At 36.9% G+C, this 20,688-nt stretch carries 23 protein-coding genes and 1 tRNA gene; 9 read left to right on the forward strand and 15 right to left on the reverse strand.

Annotated features, from left to right (window positions below; genetic code table 11):
* The 6 genes from ACR2MV_RS13395 to ACR2MV_RS13420 all read right to left on the reverse strand — a co-directional run.
* A partial coding sequence (locus ACR2MV_RS13395; protein WP_434022461.1) for a hypothetical protein occupies positions 1-413 on the reverse strand: 413 nt, incomplete at its 3' end.
* Between the two features lie 247 nt (positions 414-660).
* Positions 661-734 (reverse strand) — tRNA-Arg (locus ACR2MV_RS13400).
* A 62-nt stretch (positions 735-796) separates the two neighbouring features.
* The gene (locus ACR2MV_RS13405; RefSeq protein WP_434022462.1) at positions 797-1,036 is read right to left on the reverse strand and encodes a putative signal transducing protein; all 240 of its coding nucleotides are present in this window, start codon (positions 1,034-1,036) and stop codon (positions 797-799) included.
* 32 nt (positions 1,037-1,068) lie between these two features.
* A complete protein-coding gene (locus tag ACR2MV_RS13410) occupies positions 1,069-1,221 on the reverse strand; it encodes an SsrA-binding protein (protein ID WP_434022463.1) in 153 nt (50 codons plus the stop codon).
* A 62-nt stretch (positions 1,222-1,283) separates the two neighbouring features.
* Positions 1,284-2,993 (reverse strand): M56 family metallopeptidase, encoded by a 1,710-nt coding sequence (locus tag ACR2MV_RS13415; protein WP_434022465.1) that lies wholly within the window; start codon positions 2,991-2,993, stop codon positions 1,284-1,286.
* 4 nt (positions 2,994-2,997) lie between these two features.
* On the reverse strand, positions 2,998-3,369 hold the full coding sequence (locus tag ACR2MV_RS13420) for a BlaI/MecI/CopY family transcriptional regulator (RefSeq protein ID WP_434022466.1): 372 nt from the start codon (positions 3,367-3,369) through the stop codon (positions 2,998-3,000).
* A 171-nt stretch (positions 3,370-3,540) separates the two neighbouring features.
* On the opposite strand from ACR2MV_RS13420, the gene ACR2MV_RS13425 reads away from it, so the two are divergent.
* A complete protein-coding gene (locus ACR2MV_RS13425; protein ID WP_434022468.1) occupies positions 3,541-4,473 on the forward strand; it encodes a calcium/sodium antiporter in 933 nt (310 codons plus the stop codon).
* A 58-nt stretch (positions 4,474-4,531) separates the two neighbouring features.
* Here ACR2MV_RS13425 and ACR2MV_RS13430 read toward each other — a convergent pair whose 3' ends face one another.
* Positions 4,532-5,542: a glutamine synthetase beta-grasp domain-containing protein gene (locus ACR2MV_RS13430; protein WP_434022470.1), complete on the reverse strand. Its 1,011-nt coding sequence runs from the start codon at positions 5,540-5,542 to the stop codon at positions 4,532-4,534.
* Positions 5,543-5,713: 171 nt separating this feature from the next.
* Here ACR2MV_RS13430 and ACR2MV_RS13435 point away from each other — a divergent pair, with 171 nt between their 5' ends.
* Positions 5,714-7,900, forward strand: a complete 2,187-nt coding sequence (locus tag ACR2MV_RS13435) for a glutamine synthetase III (RefSeq protein WP_434022471.1) — start codon at positions 5,714-5,716, stop codon at positions 7,898-7,900.
* 133 nt (positions 7,901-8,033) lie between these two features.
* Entirely contained in the window at positions 8,034-8,345 is a 312-nt protein-coding gene (locus ACR2MV_RS13440) for a rhodanese-like domain-containing protein (protein ID WP_434022473.1), read from the forward strand.
* A gap of 35 nt (positions 8,346-8,380) precedes the next feature.
* Here the strand turns inward: ACR2MV_RS13440 and ACR2MV_RS13445 are convergent, their stop codons facing one another.
* From ACR2MV_RS13445 to alaS, 3 genes are read right to left on the reverse strand one after another with little or no spacing between them, the layout of a single operon-like run.
* Entirely contained in the window at positions 8,381-9,340 is a 960-nt protein-coding gene (locus tag ACR2MV_RS13445) for a GSCFA domain-containing protein (RefSeq protein ID WP_434022474.1), read from the reverse strand.
* 15 nt (positions 9,341-9,355) lie between these two features.
* Positions 9,356-10,237, reverse strand: coding sequence for an alpha/beta hydrolase (locus ACR2MV_RS13450; protein WP_434022476.1), 882 nt, complete (start codon positions 10,235-10,237; stop codon positions 9,356-9,358).
* 1 nt (position 10,238) lies between these two features.
* Positions 10,239-12,854, reverse strand: coding sequence for an alanine--tRNA ligase (alaS, locus tag ACR2MV_RS13455; protein WP_434022477.1), 2,616 nt, complete (start codon positions 12,852-12,854; stop codon positions 10,239-10,241).
* Positions 12,855-12,974: 120 nt separating this feature from the next.
* Between alaS and ACR2MV_RS13460 the strand changes: the two genes are divergently transcribed.
* From ACR2MV_RS13460 to ACR2MV_RS13485, 6 genes are all read left to right on the forward strand, one after another.
* A complete protein-coding gene (locus ACR2MV_RS13460; RefSeq protein ID WP_434022479.1) occupies positions 12,975-13,946 on the forward strand; it encodes a M23 family metallopeptidase in 972 nt (323 codons plus the stop codon).
* Positions 13,946-14,275: a MerR family transcriptional regulator gene (locus ACR2MV_RS13465; RefSeq protein ID WP_434022481.1), complete on the forward strand. Its 330-nt coding sequence runs from the start codon at positions 13,946-13,948 to the stop codon at positions 14,273-14,275. The genes ACR2MV_RS13460 and ACR2MV_RS13465 overlap by 1 nt, the downstream gene beginning before the upstream one ends.
* A 15-nt stretch (positions 14,276-14,290) precedes the next feature.
* Positions 14,291-14,881, forward strand: a complete 591-nt coding sequence (locus ACR2MV_RS13470) for a LemA family protein (protein WP_434022483.1) — start codon at positions 14,291-14,293, stop codon at positions 14,879-14,881.
* Positions 14,882-14,945: 64 nt separating this feature from the next.
* Positions 14,946-15,383, forward strand: a complete 438-nt coding sequence (locus tag ACR2MV_RS13475) for a TPM domain-containing protein (protein WP_434022485.1) — start codon at positions 14,946-14,948, stop codon at positions 15,381-15,383.
* A 64-nt stretch (positions 15,384-15,447) separates the two neighbouring features.
* Positions 15,448-16,500, forward strand: coding sequence for a 2Fe-2S iron-sulfur cluster-binding protein (locus tag ACR2MV_RS13480; protein WP_434022486.1), 1,053 nt, complete (start codon positions 15,448-15,450; stop codon positions 16,498-16,500).
* Positions 16,501-16,529: 29 nt separating this feature from the next.
* Positions 16,530-17,207 carry a LysE family translocator gene (locus tag ACR2MV_RS13485; RefSeq protein ID WP_434022488.1) on the forward strand — a complete coding sequence of 226 codons (678 nt, stop codon included), beginning with the start codon at positions 16,530-16,532 and terminating at the stop codon, positions 17,205-17,207.
* Here ACR2MV_RS13485 and ACR2MV_RS13490 read toward each other — a convergent pair.
* The 5 genes from ACR2MV_RS13490 to ACR2MV_RS13510 form a co-directional block, all read right to left on the reverse strand.
* Positions 17,204-18,073, reverse strand: coding sequence for a tetratricopeptide repeat protein (locus ACR2MV_RS13490; protein ID WP_434022489.1), 870 nt, complete (start codon positions 18,071-18,073; stop codon positions 17,204-17,206). The two genes, ACR2MV_RS13485 and ACR2MV_RS13490, sit on opposite strands and share 4 nt — an antisense overlap.
* A gap of 22 nt (positions 18,074-18,095) precedes the next feature.
* A complete protein-coding gene (dut, locus tag ACR2MV_RS13495) occupies positions 18,096-18,527 on the reverse strand; it encodes a dUTP diphosphatase (RefSeq protein ID WP_434022495.1) in 432 nt (143 codons plus the stop codon).
* A complete protein-coding gene (locus tag ACR2MV_RS13500) occupies positions 18,524-19,978 on the reverse strand; it encodes a lipopolysaccharide biosynthesis protein (protein ID WP_434022491.1) in 1,455 nt (484 codons plus the stop codon). The genes dut and ACR2MV_RS13500 overlap by 4 nt, the downstream gene beginning before the upstream one ends.
* A 135-nt stretch (positions 19,979-20,113) precedes the next feature.
* Positions 20,114-20,374, reverse strand: a complete 261-nt coding sequence (gene rpmA, locus ACR2MV_RS13505) for a 50S ribosomal protein L27 (RefSeq protein ID WP_434022492.1) — start codon at positions 20,372-20,374, stop codon at positions 20,114-20,116.
* A 25-nt stretch (positions 20,375-20,399) separates the two neighbouring features.
* The coding region (locus ACR2MV_RS13510) for a large ribosomal subunit protein bL21 (protein WP_434022494.1) at positions 20,400-20,688 on the reverse strand (289 nt) is incomplete at its 5' end.

Below are 20,688 nucleotides of genomic sequence, written 5' to 3' on the forward strand. Positions count from 1 at the left end.
CCATCAAATTTTAATATGTCTCCCCGAATTTCAATAGTCCACCAAAATTCCTGAGCTTCATTGGCAATAGTCAATCGGTTCCCTGAATTTTCTGTGATTATCATTGCACCATCATGCTCGTTTTCAACCATGAAGTCGTTCTGATGCCAATAACACGTTTCTTCTTCGTTATTCACAGGACGGTTCCAGGTTTCAAAGGGGATACCGGAATTATTATTCACTTGTAGATAAATATTGGATCCTTGAAATGGCTCAACAGTTTCCCATTTTGTACCGTCGAATTTTTCCAAAAAAGTTTTTTCCACAATTACAATTTCATCATCATCATCCGAGTTGCAGGTAATAAAGGAAAAGCAAGCTCCGAGAATAAGGAATAAATACAACCGTCCTAATCGTAAAATATTTTCTTTCATGACAATCTATTTAACGTTATTCTGTTGAAGTTAAAGTGTCTATGCCAGAATTATGTTGACCCACATCAGTGCGAATATTGATTCTCATCAAAATAAAACCCTTCGCTGCAAAGCGAAGGGTTTTATTTTATCCATGACCTCGACAGGATTGCTTTCAGCTTCCTGACAAAGCTCCGCTTTGAGAATACTTCAAACAAAAAAACGCTCAAGTGAACTTGGCGTTTTTTCTTATTGAACTATTCATTCGTGACCTCGACAGGATTCAAACCTGTAACCTTCTGAGCCGTAATCAGATGCGCTATTCAGTTGCGCCACGAGGCCTTATTGATAAGGGCTGCAAATATATTTCTTTTTTGCAGAATAGAAAAAATATCTGAAAAAAATTAAATACCCATTTGTTTCTTGAATTCTTCAAGAATCGGGAGGGCTTTAATCTTGTCTTCTTCATAGATAAAAAGCTCCACCTGTGAAGGTGAACCTCCATAAAATCCGGCTCTCACACCTGATTGAAAATTGTTCTTAATCATCGATGGAATTTCCTGATCATCAAGGTCAATTTGAAGCCTTTGAATTTCAATAAGTGAGCCCGTAAAAAATCTGATGTGTTTTGATTGATCATCCATGGTAATGCTTTTTATTAAAGATACAAAAAAATCTAATCTAGGCTATTCCTTGTAACATAATATCGCCAGCCAATTAAAGCCATTTGCCATTTTTTAGCCTTGCTCATGTCTACTTCTTGTTTCCCCAAACTTGGTAAAAGCAGTTTGTTGGTCTTGGCAAGAAATTTGAATACTTGTTTCTTCATGTGGCAAAAATAAAAAATCGCCTTGAGAAAGGCGATTTTTTTATATCAATGTTTCGTTCAGCTTATTTTTTTGTCTTGATTTCCACAAGGCCATCTTTGGCCTTGTCACCATATTTTTCAACAGCCTTATCACCTTTGTAAACATTCATTGTTTCGATGGTATTTGGATCAATATCGTCAATACTGCCATTTTTCAATTCTTCTCCATCAACAATAATAAGGGGTGAACCACCGTCATCACTAATAAACATCATTTTTCCTTCTGAGTCATCGCCTTCACCAATCACTTTTACCTCTACGTCAACTTCTTGGCCATCCGTTTTTATTTTTTTGACAATGACTTTTTTTTCTCCATCATGCATTTCATCTACTTCGATAATTTCGATTCTTTTAACTTCGGTTGTATCACCGGATTTGGAAACCCAGACATTTTGAGATTGGGAACCGTGTTTTTCTTCGATGACTTTTTTACCATTCACAATTTTCACATGTGTTTCATCACCATTGTCTGATACCCAAACATAGTTACCATCCTTGTTCTTTGACCCTTGGCCGCTCTTTACGACAAATACATTTTCTTCTTCATCCCCAGAGATCGATTTAACAAATACATTATGCTCTTCCATTCCTTCTAAATTACCAACCGCAAGAGCACCTTTGTCGTCAAATTTAATGCTGATCGGTTTGATAGGAGCGGAGCCCATTTGTTCTATTTGAGTTTTGTTGTTTTGCTTATTGGATACACTAATATGAATAGCCACAATTTCCTTGTTCTCATTGTATTTCAGTTTCTTGTAGTTCAAATTAATTCCTTTTTTTAAGAGTCTGCTTTTTAAGGATTCCAGATCACTTTTTTGAAAATCTTTAGTAACAACTTCTACCTCGAGTTCGGTACGCCACTCTACCTTTTCCGTTGTTTTTTGCTGGGCAATTACTTTGGTGTTAAAAGTGAATACAAAAGCGATCAGGACTGGGATGATAAAAATAAATTTCAAGTACATCATCTTGTTTGATTTGTCTTTGTGTAACATATTGATTCTTTTTTTAATTAATGAGTTATAAAAATTACTGGTTAATGCGAGTGAATAATTAGGAGTGACCGTTTTTAATAACAGATACTGATAAGACTTCTTGTTGCCATCTAAATTTTGAGCGCCCTGATCTGCAATAAATTCAAGGTTTTTTTGAATTTCCTTATGATACATCCAGGCAAGGGGATTGAACCAATTGAAAATAATTAGTAACTGAGACAGCAGTATGTCGAGACTATGCCACTGAGAAGCATGAATTTTTTCATGTTCTATAATTTGATCAAGCTCTTTGTCATTAAACCGATCTTTAGGATAAATAATATAATGAAAGAATGAAAACGGACTGGTTGAGGCCTTGGCTTCAATAAAGATATAGCCATTCCTTTTCGTTTTTGGATAATTGAGTAGAAATTTTGCGAGAGAACCTAACTGCAACAAGAATCTGATTCCAAAAAATAGCACACCCAGTGCATATAGTCCCAGGAGAATTTGCATCAAGTTCCACTCAGAGGATTCTTTCACCACGGAATTTTCAGCGGTAGAAGCCGCAATTTGATCTACGAAAGTAGTTTCAACATATACATATTCGGGTATAATTATGAGCGGTAAAATAAGAGCGGTTATTATTCCGATCAAAAAGTATCCTCTTATGGTATTAAAAAATGTTTCTTTTTGGAGAAATAGCTTGTAAAAAATAAAGAACAAGCCAAGAATAGCCGAGAACTTGATAAAATATTCCATATTCTTAAGATTGTTTTTTTTGATTCTTTTCTATGATCGAGATGATCTCTTTTAATTCACTGACACTGATCTTGTCTTCTTTTGCAAAAAAGGACACAACATTCTTGTAAGAATCTTCAAAATAGTGCTGTATGGTTTTATGCATAAAGGTCTTTTTATAGGCTTCCTTGCTTACCACCGGATAATACTGATGGGTCTTGCCGAAAGCATTATGACCTATAAAACCTTTTTCTTCCATATTTCTGATGACTGTTGATATGGTGTTGTAGTGAGGTTTGGGTTCAGGTAATTCTGCAACAACCTCTTTAACGAAAGCCTGCTTGAGTTTCCATAAAACTCTCATAATTTCTTCCTCTTTATTGGTCAGTTTTTCCATGAATATTTTTATTGATGGATCAAATATAAACTAATCTTTTAGTTATGTAACTAAAAATATAGTTATTTAACATATAATTAATAAGTGTGTTCTTTTAGGGAGAAAATTTCATGAAAAATTTTCTGAACAGACTTCATTTCTATGACTTATATTTACATAAATTTTTAGTTGATGAACTACTTGTTGATCCTTGCAGGATTTAGCATTTTGATTTTAGGGGGGAATTGGTTGTTGAAATCTGCCGTTTCGATGTCGCTGAAAATGCGTATTCCTAAAATAGTAATTGGAATGACTGTTGTTTCGTTTGCAACATCAGCTCCTGAATTGATAGTTAGTTTGAAGGCTGCTATGGATGGGCATGCCGATATCGCATTAGGAAATGTAATTGGTTCAAATATTGCAAATTTAGGATTTGTGCTGGCTATTGTTATTATTATTTCCACCATTAAAGTGGAAAAGAGCTTCTATACAATTGACTGGCCTGTTATGATGTTCTCATCTATCATGTTGTATATTTTTTTATCAACGGGTGGAACGGTTGAAAGGTGGGAAGGTGCTGTATTATTTACCTTATTGGTTGTTTTTCTGGTCTATCTGCTTAAGTATCAAAAGACGGCTGTGATTGATGAAATGCCCGAGGATGATGAGGATTTTTCTATGGGTAGAACTTTAGGATATCTGTTTCTTGGAGGATTAGGACTATGGGGTGGGTCTGAACTATTAATTGAAGGTGCGGTTAACCTGGCTCAAGATTTTGGTGTGAGTAAACGTATCATTGGAGTAACTATCATATCAATAGGAACCAGTGTTCCTGAATTGGCTGCCTCCTTGGTTGCTGTGATTAGAAAAGAAAAGGCAATTTCTTTAGGGAATCTGTTAGGCTCCAATGTCTTTAATATTTTAGCGGTTGTCGGTATTACTTCTATGGTAACTCCCATGCGGGCCAGTGATCCGGGTTTAATAGATTTTGACATTTTGTGGATGCTGTTTTTTGCCTTGAGTATTTTTCCTTTGGTCTTTGCTCCGGGCAGGATGAAACTTTCATGGAGAGAAGGGCTGATTTTACTAGGTGCTTACATTGTTTTTATTGTAATGTTGATATAAATAAAAATGCCCTCCGAATGGAAGGCATTTTTTATTTCTAATCAATAATACGTATCAATTATATTTTAGCAGATTTAACCGTCTGGATAATTCTACCTGCAATCTTATATGGATCACCGTTAGAAGCTGGTCTACGATCTTCTAACCAACCTTTCCAACCGTTCTCAACAGTAATGATAGGGATACGGATAGATGCTCCTCTGTCTGAGATTCCATAACTGAAGTCAGAAACGTGTGCTGTTTCGTGAAGACCTGTTAATCTTTCATCGTTAAATGCTCCATATACTCCAATGTGCTCATCCGTTACAGGTCTGAATGCTTCACAAATTTTCTCATAAGTCTCTTTAGAACCACAAGTTCTTAAGGTTGTATTTGAGAAGTTCGCATGCATACCAGAACCATTCCAGTCACCTTTTACAGGTTTTGGGTGTAATTCAATATAATAACCATAACTCTCAGTCAATCTGTTAAGCAAGTAACGTGCAACCCAGATTTCATCACCGGCTTTTTTCGCTCCTTTAGCAAAAAGTTGGAATTCCCACTGACCTGGAGCTACTTCTTGATTGATACCTTCAAAGTTCAATCCTGCAGCGATACAAAGATCTGCGTGTTCTTCAACAAATTCTCTACCCCATGTATATCTACCACCAACTGAACAGTAGTATTTACCTTGAGGACCAGGAAATCCACCTCTTGGGAATCCAAGTGGAAGATCGGTTTCAATATCCATTAAGAAATATTCTTGCTCGAATCCAAACCAGAAATCATTATCATCATCGTCAATTCTTGCTCTTGCATTAGAAGAATGTGCTGATCCATCTGCATTTAAAACTTCAGACATAACTAACCATCCATTGTCCCTCACAGGATCTGGATAAATAGCCACTGGTTTTAACAAACAATCTGAAGATCCACCTTCAGCCTGTTCAGTAGATGATCCATCAAAAGACCATACTTTACAATCCTCTAATTTACCGCTAAAATCGTCTTCGACTTTAGTCTTACTTCTCAACTCCTGAGTAGGTTGGTGTCCGTCTAACCAAATGTACTCTAATTTCGCTTTGCTCATAAATTTCTAGATTAAATAATTTGAAGGCAAATATAATTATAAATGCCTCACATCAAAAATATTGGGGGTAAATATACTTAGATGTATATTATTTTTATGAATACCCAATTTTTTAGGGGGTACATTTAAAAAATCAGTATTTTTACCCCGTTAAAATTTAATTATTAGTGTATGTCTACATTCAGATCAAGGGCCTTGCAAGAAACTTTACATAGAAAATTGATTCCCATGGAGGAATCGAAGAACCGGTCTGCGTATTTTGGGAGCCATGTTTTTAATGAAGAAAGCATGCAGCAGTATCTGACAAAAGAGGCGTTTGAAGGGGTAATGAATTCTATCAGGCATGGTTCGAATATTGACAGAAAAATAGCGGATCAGGTGGCTAATTCCATGAAGAATTGGGCAATTTCAAAAGGTGTCACCCATTATACACATTGGTTCCAGCCCTTAACCGGAGGAACAGCTGAAAAGCATGATGCTTTTTTTGAACTGGGAGAAGATGGCAAGGCCTTGGAGAGGTTTGGAGGAAATGAATTGGTACAGCAGGAACCTGATGCCTCCAGTTTTCCGAGCGGAGGGATTCGAAATACATTTGAGGCAAGAGGATATACAGCATGGGACCCCACTTCCCCCGCCTTTATTTATGGGACAACCTTGTGTATTCCGACAATTTTTGTGGCTTATACAGGAGAGGCACTAGATAATAAAACACCTTTATTAAGAGCCCTCAATGCCATAGATAAACAGGCGACAGGGGTAGCAAAGTATTTTGATAAGAATGTTTCAAAAGTCAATGCATCCCTGGGATGGGAGCAGGAGTATTTTTTGATAGACAAGGCACTGGTGCTTTCAAGACCGGATCTGGTATTGACTGGAAGAACCTTGTTGGGTCAGACTTCAGCAAAAGGCCAGCAATTGGATGATCATTATTTTGGCAGTATTCCTCAAAGAGTGATGAGTTTTATGATCGAACTTGAAAAAGAATGTATCAAACTTGGGATTCCGGTTAAAACAAGACATAATGAAGTAGCTCCAAATCAGTTTGAGTTAGCTCCGATTCATGAGGAAGCGAATCTGGCTGTAGATCACAACGCCTTGTTGATGGATATCATAGGTAAAATAGCCTCAAAACATCAGTTAAAGGTATTGCTGCATGAAAAACCATTCAAAGGGATCAATGGTTCTGGGAAGCACAATAACTGGTCATTGAGTAATGACGCAGGAATCAATCTATTGAGTCCAGGAAAGACGCCTATGAGAAACCTACAGTTTCTCACCTTTTTTATTAATACCATAAAGGCAATCTATAAAAATGAAGAACTGATGCGGGCGGTGGTTGCCACGGCCAGCAACGACCACAGACTAGGTTCAAATGAGGCTCCTCCGGCGGTGATGTCCGTATTCATCGGCGAGCAGCTGACAGCGGTCCTGAAGGACCTTGAAAATGTTACGGATGGTAAATTATCTCCGGAAGAAAAGACGGATTTAAAATTAAACGTCATCGGTAAAATTCCAGAAATTTTATTGGATAATACAGATAGAAACAGGACTTCACCTTTTGCCTTTACGGGAAATAAATTTGAATTCAGGGCAGTGGGTTCTATGGCGAACTGTGCCAATTCCATGACTGTTTTAAATACAATTGTTGCCAAGCAATTAAAAGATTTTCGACAAGAGGTGGATAGATTGATCGATAATAAAGCCTTTAAAAAAGATGAAGCCATTTTTAATGTTTTAAGAGAGTATATCAAAGAGTCAAAAGATATCTTGTTTGAAGGGAATGGCTATGGAAAAGAATGGGAAGCTGAAGCCAAAAAGAGAGGTCTTAGTAATAATAAAACAACTCCAAAGGCTATTAAATCTAAAGTTAGCAGAAAAGCCATAGACTTGTTTGAAGAGATGGAGGTGATGAATGAGACGGAGCTTAAAGCACGATATGAAATTGAGTTAGAGGCCTATTCTTTGAGGATTCAAATTGAGGGAAGGGTATTAGGTGATATCGCCATGAACCATGTGATTCCAACAGCTGTGAATTATCAAAACACCCTGATCAGGAATGTGAGAGGCCTGAAAGAAGTATTCGGAAAAGAATTTGAAACCGTTGCCAAGGAACAGATGGATTTAATCAAAAAAATATCAGAACATATTTCCGGGATTACTTCTAAGACCAGTGCCATGGTGGAAGAACGAAAAAAAGCAAATAAAACAGATGACGAAGAGAAAAAGGCCTTGTTGTATTGCGATCAGGTGAAACCATATTTTGAATTGATCAGATATCACTGTGATAAACTTGAACTGATGATTGACGATGAATTATGGCCCTTGGTTAAATATCGTGAGATGCTTTTTACCAGATAGGTAAAAAAAAATTGAATTTTATGACTTTTTTTAACCTATTACATAAAAGATGGTATAATAATTGTAACAGGCGTTACACATAAATCAAGGATTTTTAAGACATTTGCAGGAAATTAGTAATTAATAAAAGGATATGGGAATATTTAATTTATTTGGAGGAAGTACAAGTGTTGCATCAATAGAGCAGTATTTGCAAAATGGAGCAGTAGTGATCGATGTGAGAACTATCGAAGAATTTGAAGAAGGACACGTTCAGGGATCAAAGAATATTCCATTGAATACGATCGGAAGTCATTTGGATGAGATTAAGAATTTAGGAAAGCCTGTGATAACTTGTTGCAGAAGCGGGGCCAGAAGTGGTTCGGCAGCTACAATTTTAAAACAGCATGGTGTTGATGCAATTAACGGCGGGCCTTGGGGCAGCGTTGTGAACTGCATGAAATAATTCATTCAAAGTTAAAAAATAGAAAGGAAGTGTATTCACTTCCTTTTTTTATGGAATTTAATTTGAGGATGTTTACTTTGAAGCCTGGCTATTTTTTCATCCAGTTTCTCGATAAACCTCTTATGAGCCTTTGAATCTGGATCAAAGGGTCGATGCGCCAGCGACTTCTGAATTTCATCAATTTCAACCATCAATTCCTGAGATGATTCATCCAGCCAGCAAGATTTAAAAAGGGACCAAATATAATTTACCGCTACCTCATTTGGATGTATCATATCATCTTTGTAGAAGCGGTAGTCTCTCAAATCATCTAACATTATTTCGTATGCTGGAAAGTAAGAAACAGTAGCTTCGGTGACGGTTTGATGAATAGCTTGCAGCAATACCGCTTTGCTTAGAGCGTTTTCCATAAAGCCATCCTTTAAATGTCTTACAGGACTTAAGGTGAAAATAAAATTCACCTCATTATTAACAGATCTAATTTGTTGAATCATGGCACTTAAGCTAGTACTGGCCTCTTCTGCACTAAGCATTCTTTTTGAAAACTTTTTCTGAGAAATTTTATGACAATTACCGACAGTTTGTCCATTTTCCTGCCATTGATATACCCATGCGGTTCCCAGTGTAATAATCACATGGCTGGCATTTTTTAAAGCAGTATGTCCCAGTTTTATTTGATGATTAATTCGAGTCAAAACTGTATCCTGATCACTGTTGTTAAACTGACTGTGATGGTCAAGGCTTAACCAGGAGCCGCCTTCCTGATTCAGTTGATCTTTTGTGTAATATGATGCTGATACACATTGTTCGATAGCTTTTTCAATGGCAAAGGGATTAAAAAGTATCCCGAATGGATTGCTGAAATGATTGAATTTAAAATGATCAAACTTATCCACCATATGATCAGAAAAACAAGAGCCAAGCAGCACAACCTGAGAACTATAGTCAATTTGCTGCGATGCTTTTTTACATGTTATTTCTGTTCTGAATTTCATGGATGTTTTGGGATCTTATTCTTTTACAGCTTTTAATTCAACAGTTTCCTGTATTTTTTGATCGTTCAATACCAGCTCATTCAAAAATCTGTTGATCAATTCAACCTCCTTATAAGCTTTGAAAGCCCAATCATGACCTCCTTCATTGTCATAGGCCAGGATATATGACGCTTCCATTTCATGTAGTTTAGCCGCAATGGTCTGAGGCCCGTCTAGCATCAGATAGCCTGAGGCATCTTCGGAGCAATAATGATGAGGAGCCGTAGCATAGGGAACTAATTTGTCTTTTTTTCCATGGATCAATAAAGTAGGTACTGCATTGTTTTTGGTAATATAGGCTGCATTTGAAATCGCTCCTGAAAAAGAAACAAGTCCAGAAATGTTGAACTTAGGAATATGATTAAAACGATAATCATTACCCATAAAACCACTGTGTAAAATGGCTTCAGCACCGGCACTACTACCTACAAGCACCATTGTCTCTCTGTCAAAAAACAAGCTTTTTTCATTGGTCATAAAGTGAATTGCCTCTGAGAGATCTTCACAGGCGCTGATAAATGAAAACAGTTTTTTTTCAGTGTCACAATCACAATTAAAAGGATCATTTTTTCGGGTCAGCCTATAACTGATCGAGGCCACTGCAAACCCCTTTTCAGCCATTATCTCAGAAAAACGTACTTCGCTAACTCCGTTTCTTGTACCTGAGGCAAATCCTCCACCATGCAAGAGCACTAACAGAGGTGGAGCTCCATTCTGTGTTGATAGAGAACTATAAAAATCTAATTGCAAGGTGTCTTTATAGGTGTGCGTAGAAATTTTAGCATCTGAAGTTTGGGCCGCTGAGCTCAATGAAATAAGGGCCAGCAATAACAACGTTATGTATTTGGGCAATTTCATTTTAGCCTGCCACTATTTTTTCCGCAGCCGTTAGAGCTTGTTGCAATCCCTCAGGGTTTTTCCCACCGGCAGTGGCGAAAAATGCTTGACCTCCGCCGCCACCTTGGATGTGTTTTCCTAATTCTCTGATAATAGTACCTGCATTTAACCCTTTTGATTCAACGATATTTTTCGAAATGTAAACAGTCAATAAAGCCTTTCCGTTCAACTTAGAACCGCCAATAAAAAACAGATTCTCCACTTCGTTGCCAATTTCAAAAGCAATATTTTTCATCGAACCCGCATCCGTATCGAGAATGGCAGAAATAAAATTAATATCATTTATTTCTTTTTTATTCTTGATCAGATCATCCTTGAAAGAAGCAGCCTTTAATTTGTTAAGCTGTTCAATTTCTTTTTTCAGTTTATTGTTGTCTTCCTGTAGCGAAGTAATTGATTTTAAAAGATCTGAGGGATTCTTAAGAGCAGACTTTATTTTTCCAACAATTTCATCCTGATCAAAATAATAATCCCTTGCGGCATCATTTGTAATAGCTTCAATCCTTCTGATGCCCGAAGCAATGGCACTTTCACTCATGATTTTAAAATGCCATATATCCGCGGTGTTTTTCACATGCGTTCCACCGCAAAGTTCTGTGGATTGACCAAAATTAATGGTTCTAACAGCATCTCCATATTTTTCACCGAATAACATAATGGCGCCAGATTTTTTCGCTTCTTCTAAAGGCACTTGTCGGTTTTCTACAAGACCAATGTTTTCCTGAATTCTGGCATTCACAAATTGCTCGATACTTGTCACTTCTTCAGCGCTAAGTTTTGAGAAATGAGAAAAGTCAAATCGGAGGTATTTAGGATTTACCAGAGACCCTTTCTGTTCTACATGGGTTCCGAGAATGGTTCTCAATGCCTGATGTAAAAGGTGAGTAGCCGTATGATTACTCATTGTTCTGGATCTAAATTCACTATCTACTACAGCTTTGAATTTTTCTGATGGATCTTCGGGAAGACTTTTGGCATAATGAAGAATAAGATTGTTTTCTTTTTTTGTGTCCAGAATATAGATCACGTTACCGTTGTTTAATTCAAGGTAACCTTTGTCTCCAACTTGCCCTCCGCCTTCAGGATAGAAAGGAGTCATATTAAAAACCAATTGATACATGTCCCCATCTTTTTTGGAACTTACTTTTCTGTATCTCGAGATCTTTATAGCTGCTTCCAGGTAGTCATAACCGATAAACTCCTGTTCCTTATCATCGATTAATATATGCCAGTCATCGGTATCTACAGCAGCCGCAGCTCTGGATCTCGATTTTTGTTTGGCCATTTCTTCTTCGAATTCAAGCTCATCAAATTCCATTCCTTTTTCCCGAAGGATCAAAGAAGTCAAATCTTTCGGGAAACCATAAGTATCGTATAACTCAAAAGCTTTTTTACCGGATATTTTATCGCTCTTGGAATTGGAAACAATGTTGTCCAGTAATAGTAAACCCTGATCCAGGGTCCTTAAAAAAGAGTGTTCTTCTTCTTTTATGACATTGTGGATAAGGTCTTTTTGGGCCTTAATTTCCGGGAAATTCTCTCCCATCTGTGATTCCAGGACATCAGCCAGTTGGTAAATAAAGGGCTCTTTTTTATTTAAAAATGTAAAACCGTATCGAATGGCCCTTCTCAGGATTCGACGAATAACGTATCCGGCCCCATTATTGGAAGGTAGCTGCCCATCTGCAATGGCAAATGCTACTGCCCTTACGTGATCAGCAATCACACGAATGGCAATATCCGTTTTTTCATTTTTACCATAACTGTTGTTGGTAATGGTTTCAATTTCTCTTATGATTGGAGTGAAAACATCCGTATCATAGTTCGATTGAACTTTTTGAATGACCATACAGAGTCTTTCAAACCCCATACCTGTATCAACATGTTTTTGAGGAAGTTTTTCCAGAGAACCATTCGCTCTTCGGTTAAATTCCATAAAAACGAGGTTCCAAATTTCAATTACCAAAGGATGGTCCATATTTACAAGGTCCTTTCCTGCTACTTTTTTCTTTTCTTCCTCAGATCTTATATCTACATGAATTTCACTGCAGGGTCCACAAGGTCCTTGCGCTCCCATTTCCCAAAAGTTATCTTTCTTATTTCCTTTTAAAATTCTATCCGCGGGTATATGTTTAAGCCAAAAGTCATGCGCTTCCTGGTCAAATTCAAGGCGATCATCTTTGTCTCCTTCAAAAACAGTCACATAGAGATTTTCCTTGTCAATTTTGAATACCTCTGTTAACAATTCCCAGGCCCATGTGATGGCTTCCTCTTTAAAATAATCTCCAAAACTCCAGTTGCCAAGCATTTCGAACATGGTATGATGGTACGTATCCATACCAACTTCTTCCAGGTCATTGTGTTTACCCGAAACTCTCAGGCATTTTTGAGTATCTGTAATCCTTGTACTTACGGGATCTTTCTGGCCAAGAAAAAATTCTTTAAATGGATTCATTCCGGCATTGACGAACATCAAACTTGGGTCATTTTTGTTAACCAATGGAGCCGATTGAACGATTTCATGCTTTTTAGAAGCAAAGAAGTTCAAAAATTGTTTTCTGATTTCCTGTGAAGTCATAAAATATTATTAAAAGCGCTATCTTTGGGTTATCTCAGAGATAAAAAAAAATTGTAAATTTGTTTTTTCTGCAGCAGATTCATGCTTGGTTTAGTTGCAAAAATAGTATAATTCTACATTATGGCGAAGGTAAAATATTATTACGATTCTGATACCTTATCCTACAGGAAAATAGAGCTTAGAAAAAGGGATAAATTCAGGAGAATGATTGTTTTTGTTGTGGCTTCTGCCATGATGGGAGGGCTTCTTGTTTTTCTCATGTATCAGTTTGTAGAGTCTCCTCGTCAAAAAGTAATGAAGCGCGAGCTGGAGAATATGAAACTTCATTATGAATTGTTGGAGAAAAAAATGGCTCAGGCGGAAGAAGTTCTTGATGGTATCCAAACTCGGGATAACAATATTTACCGAACTTATTTTGAAGCAAACCCGATACCGGATGAACAGCGTAAAGCTGGATTCGGAGGTGTGAATCGTTATAAGTCAATCGAGGGTTTTGATAATTCTCAAATGATTATTGAAGCAACCAGAAACCTCGATATATTGTCCAAACAATTATATGTACAGTCTAAATCATTGGATGAGATTATTGATCTGGCAAAAGATAAAGAGGAATTACTGGCTTCCATTCCTGCTATTCAGCCTGTTAGTAAACAGGACCTTACTCGAATGGCATCTGGATTTGGCTGGAGATTAGACCCATTTACCAAAGCGAGAAAAAGACATAAAGGAATGGATTTTACATCTCCCAAAGGTACGCCGGTATACGCTACAGGAAATGGAAAGGTGATTCGTGCTGATGCAGGATCTTCAGGCTTTGGAAAGCATATAAGAATAGATCATGGCTTTGGGTATGTTACGCTTTATGCGCATCTTTCAAAGTATAATGTGAGAAGAGGACAAAAAGTGAAACGAGGAGATCTCATCGGATATGTAGGCAGTACGGGAAGGTCTCAGGCACCCCACCTGCATTACGAGGTGAGGTATAATAAACAACAAATAAATCCTATCAACTTTTACTATGGTGATCTTTCACCGGTTGAATTTCAGGAAATGTTAAAAATGGCTTCGCAAGAAGGACAATCACTTGACTAATGCAAATAAACTTACCAGACAAAAGATATTATAAAATTGGAGAAGTAGCGAAAGCCTTTGAAGTCAATACTTCATTGATTCGATTTTGGGAAAATGAATTCGATGTTTTAAAGCCCAAAAAGAATAAAAAAGGCAATCGACTGTTTACTCCGGAAGACCTTGAAAACTTGAAGTTGATCTATTTTTTGGTAAAAGAAAAAGGATTTACTTTAGAAGGAGCTAAAAAGAAGCTTAAGGAAAATCCGGATGAAATATTTTCAAATCATAAAATTATCATGAGACTTGAGAGTATAAAAAGCGAATTGTTAGAAATTAAAAACCAACTTTAAATTAAATAGAATATCATGAAAAAATGGCTCCCCTTAATAATAATTGTTGTCTTGGTTATTGGCGTCATCCGATGGGGTGTTGGCATTAACAACACGATGGTGGAAAAACAAGAAACTGCTAAAACCCAATGGGCTAATGTGGAAAGTGCCTATCAAAGACGGTCAGATCTGATTCCAAATCTCGTAAATACCGTTAAAGGGTATGCCGATTTTGAAAAAGAAACACTTGAAAGTGTCATACAGGCAAGAGCGAATGCAACGAAAACAACCATAGATCCAAGTAATATAACTCCTGATCAAATGGCTGCTTTCCAACAGTCTCAAAATTCACTTACCGGGGCTTTGAGCAAGTTAATGGTGGTAGTAGAAAAATATCCTGACCTGAAAGCAAACCAAAACTTTTTGGAATTACAAAGTCAGCTGGAAGGAACGGAAAACAGGATTAATGTGGAGAGAAATCGCTTTAATGAACAGGCAAAAGATTACAATATTTATATCAGAAAGGTACCTGCAAATTTTGTGGCCGGATTTTTGAATTTTGATCCTATGGCATTGTTCCAGGCCGCTGCCGGAAGTGAAAATGCACCTACCGTAGATTTTAATTAAAAAGGAATGATAATAGTTGGAGCCAAAGCCTTGCTTTGGCTTCTTTTTTACCCGAAACTGGCTTATGGAAGTAGAAGAATTTTTAAGTATAGAACAGGAAAAAAGGGTGGTGGAAGCCATTCGGGAAGCCGAACTTAATACTTCAGGAGAAATCAGGGTTCATTTTGAAAAGAGTGTTGAACTCGATCCGATTCAAAGGGCACAAGAATTATTTTTACATTTAGGAATGGATAAAACCCAATACAAAAACGGTGTTTTATTTTATGTGGCCGTCGATGATCATAAGTTTGCCATTATTGGAGATCAAGGAATAGATAAGGTCGTCCCCAAGGATTTCTGGGAGAGCATTAAAGATGAGGTTATCAATGAATTTACTAAAGGAAAACACAGCAAAGGGCTTATCATGGGAATCCTCCATGCAGGTGAAAAACTGAAGGAATATTTCCCTTATGGAGATAAGGATGAGAATGAACTTTCGGATGAGATTTCCAAAGGCCATTAAGCAGTAAATCCTACTGTTATCCTGAAACTATTTTGTATTTTTGCCAAAAATTTAAAACGCTTCAATGTCTATATTTCACAAACTCCAAGTAAAGGAGGTAAGAAGGGAAACCGTGGATGCCGTATCAGTGGCTTTCGATGTTCCAGCTGATTTGAAAAATGAATTCAAATTTCTACCAGGTCAATATATTACAATTCAAAAAGACTTACAGGACAGTGTGTTAAGAAGAGCCTATTCTATATGTTCATCGCCTGAGAGTGACGAACTAAGAGTCGCGATCAAAGAAGTGGAAAAAGGCAGGTTTTCCCGATTTGCAAACAATGATTTGAAACAGGGGGATCTTTTGGATGTAGCTGGTCCTGAAGGGAGATTTGTGCTGGAGGCCAAAGAAGGGGAGCAGAATGACTATATGGCTATTGCGGCCGGTAGTGGAATAACTCCTGTGATCTCAATGATAAAGTCAGTACTTCACAAGGAGGAAAAGAGCAGATTCGCCTTAATCTACGGGAGTAAATCCGGCGAGAAAACAATTTTCAAAAAGGAATTGGATGAGCTGGTTGCTTCGTCAAATGGCAGGTTTAAAATTCAATATGTATTTAGCCAGATCATAAGTGACAAGGCTTTATTTGGCAGGATCGATGATATCAAGGTAAAAGATTTATTGAAACATGATTTTTCTGATTGGAATTTCAACACCTTTTTTCTATGTGGTCCCGAAGAATTAATTGACAGTAGTAAAGCTGTTTTACAAAAAAATGGCGTAAAAGAAGAAGCCGTCAAATTTGAGTTGTTTACAAGTACCTCTTATAAAAAAGAAGTTACCAAATCATTGGATGGCAACGCTGAAATTACAATTGTGCTTGACGATGATGAGACGAGCTTTGAAATGAGAATGGATGAGCTGATTCTGGATGTTGCCATTGCAAAAGGTCTTGATGCTCCATACTCTTGTCAAGGAGGCGTTTGCAGTAGTTGTCTGGCTCGTGTAGTTGAAGGTACTGCTGAAATGGAAAGAAACACTATCTTAGATGAAGATGAAATAGAGGAAGGTTTGATTTTAACATGTCAGGCGCACCCCACTACCTCTAAAATAAAAATTGATTACGACGACGTTTAGAGTTTGGTCATTGTATTATTTTGTTCGCTATGATTAATGAATATGTCAATGCGGTATTATTGGGTTTCGGTCTGGCCTTTATGGTTGGTCCGGTGTTTTTCACATTAATTGAGACGAGCATTACAAAAGGAATGCGTGCAGCAATTACCTTTGATATTGGCGTTGTTCTGGCTGATATCATGTTTATTATCATATCTTATTTTGGAAGTTTGACCATCTTGAAAAAGATAGAGGATGATCCCAGAATTTTTATGGTTGGTGGTATGGTTCTTGTAAGTTATGGGTTGTACACGATCTTTTATCAGAAAACCAAAAAAATAGTAACGGATGAGGAGCTTGTCGTTGTCGAATCAAACAATTATCTGAGTCTCTTCTTTAAAGGATTTTTCCTGAATACGATCAATTTTGGTGTACTGGCATTTTGGTTGGCCATCGTCATTGCTGTGAGTTCTAACTTTCAGATGAACTCTGGAAGAATCTTTAATTATTTTGCCTTAGTGATTGTCACTTTTTTACTTACCGATATTGTAAAAATTGCGGCAGCGAAACAGCTTAAAGCAAAATTAACACCAGTAGTGTTGCGAAAAATACGTCATGCCCTGGGTATATTCTTTATTGTATTTGGTATTATCCTTGCAACCAAACGTTACATTCCAGAAAAGACAATGGATAAAATTGACAATGTAATTGAGAAAGTAAGGTCCTAGTTGTTTTGAACCTTTAGGTTGTATTTGTCTGCCACCTTTTGAAATACCTCAAGTCTGTCCTGATTTTTTAGGTCCTTATACATATACCCTATTTTTTTGGCAGCGTCCGCTCTGTATGGAGAGTTTTGCGCCGTATAGATTGTATAGGCTCTGATCAAATTGTCCAGACCTGCTTCTTCTTGTTGCTGGGTATAAAGAATAAGACCCAAACCATAATATCCTTCAGGATCTTCCTTATAGATGTCTATAAACTTGTTATAATAGGTAACGGCCTCATCATATTGCTTGTTCAAATTATATGTAATAGCAATATTTAAAAGTGGTAGTCTTCCTTCAGGATAAATTTCCAAGGATTTTTTATAAGAGGCAATGGCCTTTTCATATTCAGAATTTTTTCTGTAACTAATACCCAGATTGTCCCAGGCGAATGCAAAATTAGGATCTATTTCTACAGCCTTGGTAAATTTAATAATGGCATTTTCAATATCATCTTCATTAATATACTCCATACCATCATCATAGGCCAGCTGTGCCAGAACATTGTCAGAAGAGGCATGCTTGAACTTCTTGTTTTCAGTAAATGCCAGTTCTTTTAAGGACTTGCAATGTTGAACCAAATAATTTTCGACAGTTTTGTAGTTCATTTCAACTACCTTGTTCTCTGCGGACGATTCATCAACAATTTTTGCATCAAGCGATTTGTTAATACAATCCTTAATGCCCAGATTTTTATCATCAGACTCAGTATCAATTTGTGAAATACATTCACAAGCATCGTTTGAAACTGCTAATAATTTCTCATCATTCTTATCTTGAGCAAAGCCCAAAGTAACTGATATCAAAGCAATATATGTGATTATTTTCAAGAGGATAATATTTTAATTTGCGTTAAATTCCTGTGCTTCCAAATCCGCCTTCTCCGCGTTTGGTCTCATCTAGAACGCTAACTTCCTCCCATTTAGTATGTACATAGCTTGCAATTATCATTTGAGCTATTCTGTCTCCATCGTTTATCGTAAAATTTTCGTTGGATAAATTCACAAGAATAACGCCAATTTCACCTCTGTAATCTGCATCAATAGTACCAGGTGCATTGAGAACACTAATGCCAAATTTGGCTGCCAAGCCGCTTCTTGGTCTCACTTGTGCTTCATAACCAGAAGGGAGTGCTATAAACAGACCAGTTTTAACGATCGTTCTTTCAAGAGGTTTTAAGGTGATGGCTTCTTGAATATTTGCTCTAAGATCCATACCAGCAGAAGCGCTTGTCTCATAGGACGGGGTTGGATGATTTGATTTATTGATGATTTTTACGACTATGTTTTCCATATTTGTTTTATTTCAGATTTTTGATGCCATATTACGGTCCCGAGAAAAATTAGAATAATTAAGATTGACATAAGGTAGTTGCCTCTAAAATGTTCAAATGATAAATAACTTCCTGCGATAGTTAAGGAAAGAACTAAAAATATACTCTTTAAAGAATAAGGAATTCTGTAGTACTTTTTCCCATAAAAATAACTTAACAATGCAATTACTAAATAGGTAACTAAGGTAGCCCAGGCTGAAGCCATGTATCCAATTTTTGGTATGTAAACGATGTTGAGGCCGATAGTGATTAAAGCTCCAAGAATAGAGAAATACATGCCATATCGAGTTTTATCTGTTAGTTTGAACCACACAGAAAGATTGTAATAAATCCCTAAAAATAAATTGGCCAAAAGAATAACAGGCACTATATCCAAGGCCTGGAAATATTCTGGTTTTCCCAAAAGAAGCATGGCAAACTGGTCAATAAACCCGATAATAACGATCATGAATAAGGCGCCAAAAATTATAAACCAATTCAGTATTCTGGCATATGTAGCTTTGGCATTTGATTCTTTGGCCTGATTAAAGAAAAAAGGTTCAGCTCCCATTTTGAACGCCATAATGTACAAAGACATAAAAACACCTAATTTATAGCAGGCAGCGTAGATACCCATCTGATCTTTTCCAAGGTATTTGGTAAGTAATAATTTATCAAGGTTCTCATTGGTGACATAAGCAAGACTGCTCACCATGATCGGTATACCATATGCCAGCATTTTATAAAGGAGCTTTTTATCAAAAGATATTTTAAATTTAAAAACGATGGGAAATAACAGTAAAAACGTGATTAAACTGGCAATCAGATTGGCGATAAAAATATACAGTACAAGAGGATGTTCATTAAAACCGCTGGCAATAAACTCAGGCACATAATTACCATGGGTAAGCGCATTTGGAACATATAAAAGAAAGTATAGGTTAAATACTGCAAAAATCACCACATTTAAAACCTTGTAAAAAGTAAACCTGATAGGTCTGCTGTTTACCCTGAGATAGGCAAAAGGAATCACTACCAGTGTATCGAAAGTAGTAACCAGTATTAATATGCGCAATGGCAGCGGATCAGAAAATCCGAGATGAAGACTCAGATTTTCGCTGTATATAAATGCCAGCAACATGAATAAAAGTGTGGTTATCAATAAACTGATAAAAGCAGTTGAAATCACTTTTCCCTTTTCTTTTTCTTTTGTAAAGAATCTAAAAAAGGCTGTTTCCATACCGTAGGTTAACAGGGCGTTCAGATAAGCGGCATAAACAAAATAAATAGTGGTCTCGGCATAGCCCTCAGAAACAAGAGTGTCTGTGTGTAGTTTGACAAGAAGGATGGTAATCGCTCTTGGTAAAACGGCAGCGATCCCGTAAATGATTGTATCCTTAAAAAACCGTTTTAAAGTGCTCAAATTGCGTCTGAATGAAAAATCTTCAAACAAAAATAAAATTTATGACATATAATCGACCATTTATAGAGAAAATCTTTCGACATAAAAAAAGCCCTTGCGTTTGCAAGGGCTTTTTGTTTATGAATTGACTATGAATTAAGCTTCAATAGGATCAATTGAAACATATGATCTATTGTCTTTTTTCTTAGTAAATTTTACGATTCCATTCACCTGAGCATGTAGCGTATGGTCTTTTCCCATATATACATTTTCTCCTGGATGATGCTTTGTGCCTCTTTGACGAACTAGAATGTTTCCAGCTAATGCGCCTTGACCACCAAAGATTTTTACTCCTAATCGTTTCGATTCTGATTCTCTACCGTTCTTAGAACTACCTACACCTTTTTTATGAGCCATGATCTAATATTTTTTCTGGGTTAATTTATTTTTTAGGGCTTTCTTCCTTTTTTGCTGCTGGCTTTTTTGCCGCTGCTTTTTTTGGAGCCGCTTTTTTAGGAGCTGCTTTTGAAGGCGCCTTAGCCTCTTTTGTTGCTGTTTTCTTAGCTGGAGCTGCTTTTTTGGCTGCTGGAGCTTTCGTTGAAATACCTTCAATCTGGATTTCAGAAAGATATTGGCGATGACCATTTTTCGTGTTAAAACCTTTTCTACGTTTCTTTTTGAAAACGATTACTTTATCACCTTTAAGGTGATTCAAGACCTTTGCAGTAACT

It is taken from the genome of Lutimonas sp., assembly GCF_051011215.1.
Classification (GTDB): domain Bacteria; phylum Bacteroidota; class Bacteroidia; order Flavobacteriales; family Flavobacteriaceae; genus Lutimonas.

Bases quoted from the DNA above. Each gene is read 5' to 3' on its own strand.
- ACR2MV_RS13470 (WP_434022483.1), top strand. From the start codon at position 14,291: ATGAAAAAATGGCTCCCCTTAATAATAATTGTTGTCTTGGTTATTGGC.
- ACR2MV_RS13460 (WP_434022479.1), top strand. From the start codon at position 12,975: ATGGCGAAGGTAAAATATTATTACGATTCTGATACCTTATCCTACAGG.
- ACR2MV_RS13420 (WP_434022466.1), bottom strand. From the start codon at position 3,369: ATGGAAAAACTGACCAATAAAGAGGAAGAAATTATGAGAGTTTTATGG.
- ACR2MV_RS13405 (WP_434022462.1), bottom strand. From the start codon at position 1,036: ATGGATGATCAATCAAAACACATCAGATTTTTTACGGGCTCACTTATT.
- ACR2MV_RS13425 (WP_434022468.1), top strand. From the start codon at position 3,541: ATGAACTACTTGTTGATCCTTGCAGGATTTAGCATTTTGATTTTAGGG.
- ACR2MV_RS13435 (WP_434022471.1), top strand. From the start codon at position 5,714: ATGTCTACATTCAGATCAAGGGCCTTGCAAGAAACTTTACATAGAAAA.
- ACR2MV_RS13440 (WP_434022473.1), top strand. From the start codon at position 8,034: ATGGGAATATTTAATTTATTTGGAGGAAGTACAAGTGTTGCATCAATA.
- ACR2MV_RS13450 (WP_434022476.1), bottom strand. From the start codon at position 10,237: ATGAAATTGCCCAAATACATAACGTTGTTATTGCTGGCCCTTATTTCA.
- ACR2MV_RS13445 (WP_434022474.1), bottom strand. From the start codon at position 9,340: ATGAAATTCAGAACAGAAATAACATGTAAAAAAGCATCGCAGCAAATT.
- ACR2MV_RS13475 (WP_434022485.1), top strand. From the start codon at position 14,946: ATGGAAGTAGAAGAATTTTTAAGTATAGAACAGGAAAAAAGGGTGGTG.
- ACR2MV_RS13410 (WP_434022463.1), bottom strand. From the start codon at position 1,221: ATGAAGAAACAAGTATTCAAATTTCTTGCCAAGACCAACAAACTGCTT.
- ACR2MV_RS13485 (WP_434022488.1), top strand. From the start codon at position 16,530: ATGATTAATGAATATGTCAATGCGGTATTATTGGGTTTCGGTCTGGCC.
- rpmA (WP_434022492.1), bottom strand. From the start codon at position 20,374: ATGGCTCATAAAAAAGGTGTAGGTAGTTCTAAGAACGGTAGAGAATCA.
- ACR2MV_RS13415 (WP_434022465.1), bottom strand. From the start codon at position 2,993: ATGGAATATTTTATCAAGTTCTCGGCTATTCTTGGCTTGTTCTTTATT.
- ACR2MV_RS13465 (WP_434022481.1), top strand. From the start codon at position 13,946: ATGCAAATAAACTTACCAGACAAAAGATATTATAAAATTGGAGAAGTA.
- ACR2MV_RS13430 (WP_434022470.1), bottom strand. From the start codon at position 5,542: ATGAGCAAAGCGAAATTAGAGTACATTTGGTTAGACGGACACCAACCT.
- ACR2MV_RS13480 (WP_434022486.1), top strand. From the start codon at position 15,448: ATGTCTATATTTCACAAACTCCAAGTAAAGGAGGTAAGAAGGGAAACC.
- alaS (WP_434022477.1), bottom strand. From the start codon at position 12,854: ATGACTTCACAGGAAATCAGAAAACAATTTTTGAACTTCTTTGCTTCT.